The sequence below is a fragment of the Pseudomonas sp. NPDC087346 genome (assembly GCF_044744235.1).
Lineage (GTDB): Bacteria > Pseudomonadota > Gammaproteobacteria > Pseudomonadales > Pseudomonadaceae > Aquipseudomonas.
On the sequence record NZ_JBIUXX010000075.1, the window covers coordinates 1 to 4296 of the forward strand.

The 4296-nt window shown below is 59.3% G+C and carries 3 protein-coding genes; 2 read left to right on the plus strand and 1 reads right to left on the minus strand.

Annotation, left to right across the window (positions count from 1 at the left end; genetic code table 11):
* Together ACIOZM_RS27915 and rlmF are read left to right on the plus strand one after the other, a co-directional pair.
* A partial coding sequence (locus ACIOZM_RS27915; RefSeq protein ID WP_401219966.1) for a valine--tRNA ligase occupies positions 1 to 2623 on the plus strand: 2623 nt, incomplete at its 5' end.
* A gap of 265 nt (positions 2624 to 2888) precedes the next feature.
* Complete coding sequence (rlmF, locus tag ACIOZM_RS27920; RefSeq protein WP_401219969.1) at positions 2889 to 3908, plus strand: 23S rRNA (adenine(1618)-N(6))-methyltransferase RlmF; 1020 nt, start codon at positions 2889 to 2891, stop codon at positions 3906 to 3908.
* Positions 3909 to 4085: 177 nt separating this feature from the next.
* On the opposite strand, the gene ACIOZM_RS27925 is transcribed toward rlmF, so the two are convergent.
* A partial coding sequence (locus tag ACIOZM_RS27925; protein ID WP_401219972.1) for an HU family DNA-binding protein occupies positions 4086 to 4296 on the minus strand: 211 nt, incomplete at its 5' end.

Sequence of the window (4296 nt, forward strand, 5' to 3'; positions counted from 1 at the left end):
GGGCACCGACCACGCCGGTATCGCCACGCAGATGCTGGTGGAGCGTCAACTCGAAGCTCAGGGCCAGAATCGCCACGATCTGGGCCGCGAGAAATTCCTCGAGAAAGTCTGGGAATGGAAAGATCAGTCCGGTGGCAACATCAGCCGTCAGATCCGCCGCCTCGGCTCGTCCGTAGACTGGAGCCGCGAGCGCTTCACCATGGACGACGGCCTGTCGGAATCGGTCAAAGAAGCTTTCGTGCGCCTGCATGAAGACGGCCTGATCTATCGCGGCAAACGTCTGGTCAACTGGGACACCAAGCTGCACACGGCGATTTCCGACCTCGAAGTGGAAAACCACGACGAGAAAGGTTTCCTGTGGAACCTGAAGTACCCGCTGGCTGACGGCGCGAAAACCGCTGAAGGCAACGATTTCCTGATCGTCGCGACCACCCGTCCGGAAACCATGCTCGGCGACTCCGCCGTCGCCGTTAACCCGAACGACGAGCGCTACAAAGCCCTGATCGGCAAGTTTATCGAGCTGCCACTGGTTGGCCGCCGCATCCCGATCATCGCCGACGATTACTTCGATCCTGAATTCGGCACCGGCTGCGTGAAAATCACCCCGGCCCACGATTTCAACGACTACGAAGTCGGCAAGCGCCACAACCTGCCGCTGCTGAACATCTTCGACAAGAACGCCAACGTGCTGCCTGCGGCCCAGGTGTTCAACCTCGACGGTACGCTGAACGACACCATCGACGGCGCGATTCCGGCCGAATATGCAGGTCTGGAGCGTTTCGAAGCGCGCAAGCAGATCGTTGCTGCGTTCGACGCCGCGGGCCTGCTGGTCAGCGTCGACGATCACAACCTGAAAGTACCGAAGGGCGACCGCTCCGGCACCATCATCGAGCCGTGGCTGACCGACCAGTGGTACGTGTCGACCAAGCCTTTGGCAGAACCTGCGATTGAAGCCGTTGAAGACGGCCGCATCCAGTTCGTGCCTAAGCAATACGAAAACATGTACTTCTCGTGGATGCGTGACATCCAGGACTGGTGCATCAGCCGTCAGCTGTGGTGGGGCCACCGGATTCCGGCCTGGTACGACGAGTCGGGCAAAGTCTACGTCGGTCGCGACGAAGCGGAAGTTCGTGCCAAGCACAATCTCGGCCCGGACGTTGCGCTGCAACAGGACAACGACGTTCTCGACACCTGGTTCAGTTCCGGCCTGTGGACCTTCTCCACGCTGGGCTGGCCTGAGCAGACCGAATTCCTGAAGAAATTCCACTCCACCGACGTGCTGGTGACTGGCTTCGACATCATTTTCTTCTGGGTTGCCCGGATGATCATGCTCACCATGCATTTGGTGAAGAACGAAGACGGCACGCCGCAGGTACCGTTCAAGACCGTTTATGTTCACGGTCTGGTACGTGATGGCCAAGGCCAGAAGATGTCCAAGTCCAAGGGCAACGTCCTTGACCCGCTGGACATCATCGACGGTATCGAGCTGGAAGAGCTGGTGCAGAAACGCACCTCCGGCATGATGCAGCCGAAACTGGCGAAGAAGATCGAGAAGCAGACCCGCGAAGAATTCGCCGAAGGCATCGCCAGTTACGGCACCGACGCCCTGCGCTTCACTTTCTGCTCGCTGGCATCGACCGGTCGCGACATCAAGTTCGACATGGGCCGCGTTGAAGGCTATCGCAACTTCTGCAACAAGATCTGGAACGCTGCGCGTTACGTTCTGGACAAGGGCGAAGACTGCGGCCAGAACGGCGAAGCCTACGAGCTGTCGCTGGCGGATCGCTGGATCATCTCGCAACTGCAACGCACCGAAGCCGAAGTGACCCGTCAACTGGATCAGTTCCGTTTCGACCTGGCTGCGCAAGCGCTGTACGAGTTCATTTGGAACCAGTATTGCGACTGGTACCTGGAACTGTCCAAGCCTGTGCTGTGGGACGAAAACGCTCCGGTCGAGCGTCAGCGTGGCACTCGCCGCACGCTGGTTCGCGTACTGGAAGTGGCGCTGCGTCTGGCGCACCCGTTCATGCCGTTCATCACCGAAGAAATCTGGCAGCGCATCGCGCCGCTGGCCGGTATCGAAGGCAAGACGATCATGCTGCAACCTTGGCCGGTGGCCAATGACGCGCGCATCGATCAGGGCGCCGAAGATGACATCGAGTGGCTGAAAACCCTGATGCTCGGCACGCGCAACATTCGCGCCGAGATGAACATCGGCCCGGGCAAGCCACTGCCGATCTACCTGAAGAACGTCAGCGCTGAAGACCAGCGTCGTCTGACCGAGAACGAAGCGCTGCTGAAGAAGCTGGCGCGTCTGGAATCGATCACCGTTCTTGCTGCCGGCGAAGAAGCGCCACTGTCCGCCACCGCTCTGGTTGGCGAGATGGAAGTGCTGGTGCCAATGGCCGGTCTGATCGACAAGGGCGCTGAACTGGCGCGTCTGGACAAAGAAATCCTGCGTCTGCAGGGTGAAGTCCAGCGCGTTGGCGGCAAGCTGTCGAACGCCGGTTTCGTTGACAAGGCCCCGGCCGAAGTCATCGAGAAGGAACGCGCCAAGTTGGCCGAAGCCGAACAGGCTCTGGGCAAACTGGCCGAGCAGCATGCGCGGATTGCCAGCCTGTAACGGCAAATCGCACTGAAAAAGGGAGGCCCACAAAGGCCTCCCTTTTTTGTGCCCTCTGCATTATCCCAAACACCCTATCCCCCTGTGGGAGCGAGCCTGCTCGCGATAGCGGTCTGTCATTCACCATCAATACTGGCTGATACGGCCCCTTCGCGAGCAGGCTCGCTCCCACAAGAAATGATGGTGTTTGTCACAATTGGGTTCAAAAGGTCTGGATGTGGGACAATACCCGCCACTTTCAGCCATACCCGAATCGATCACGCCCATGAACGCCCCTCGCACACCCAAACCTGCGCGCAAGAAGCCTGACTCCGCGACCCCGGCCAAAGCCGTTGAACCGCGTGAAAAGGCCAGCCTGCACCCGCGCAACCGCCACCAGGGTCGTTACGACTTCCCGGCGCTGATCAAGACCACGCCGGAACTGGCGAAGTTTGTGATCATCAATCCGTACGGCAAGGAAAGCATCGACTTCGCCAGTCCGGACGCGGTGCGGGTGTTCAACCGGGCGTTGCTCAAGTCGTTCTACGGCATTGCGCATTGGGACATTCCGGCCGATTACCTCTGCCCGCCGGTTCCAGGGCGTGCCGATTACGTGCACTTCCTCGCTGATATGCTGGCCAGCATCAACGATGGCAAGGTACCGCGCGGTGCGATCATCAACGTGCTGGACATCGGTATGGGCGCCAACTGCGTTTATCCGCTGATCGGTAACAGCGAATACCGCTGGCACTTCCTTGGCTCGGAAATCGACCCGACGGCCGTGGCCGCTGCCAAAGCCATTGTCCAGTCCAACGACCTGAACAAGGTTATCCAGCTGCGCCTGCAGGAGAACCGCAAGCACATCCTGATCGGCTTGCTGGAACCGGGCGAACGTTTTGACCTGACCATGTGCAACCCGCCGTTCCACGCCTCGATGGACGAAGCGACCAAAGGCAGCGAGCGTAAGTGGCGCGCCCTGGGCCGTGCCGACCCGAAACGTAAACTGCCGGTGCTGAACTTCGGCGGGCAGTCGGCTGAATTGTGGTGTGAAGGTGGCGAAGCACGGTTTGTGACGCAACTGATCGCCGAAAGCGCGAACTTCCAGCACAAAGTGCTGTGGTTCAGCACCTTGGTGTCGAAAGCTTCGAACCTGCCAGCCATCGAAACCGCCCTGAAGAAGGCCGGTGTCCTCGAAAGCCAGGTGGTGGAAATGTCTCAAGGCCAGAAGCAGAGCCGCTTCGTTGCCTGGACCTTCCAGACCAAGTCCGAGCAGCAGATCTGGCGCCGCGAGCGCTGGACCCGTTAAAACTGCTCACTGACCCCATGTAGGAACTGCGGCACGCTGCGATCTTTTGATCTTGAAAACAAAATCAAAAGATCGCAGCGTGCCGCAGCTCCTACAAGGGCGATGCTTCACCAAATCGCAGACACAAAAAAACCGTGCCCGGATCACTCCGGTGCACGGTTTTTTTATTGTTGCGTCTTACTTGTTCACAGCGTCGGTCAGGCCTTTGGCCACAACCAGCTTGATCACTTTCTTGGCCGGGATTTCGATGGCAGCGCCAGTCGAAGGGTTACGGCCAGTGCGGGCAGGACGCTCGGTCACTTTCAGCTTGCCGATACCTGGCAGAGTGATTTCGCCGCCGTTTTCCAGCTGATCAGCAACGATTTGGCCCAGTTGGGGGGGGGGGGGT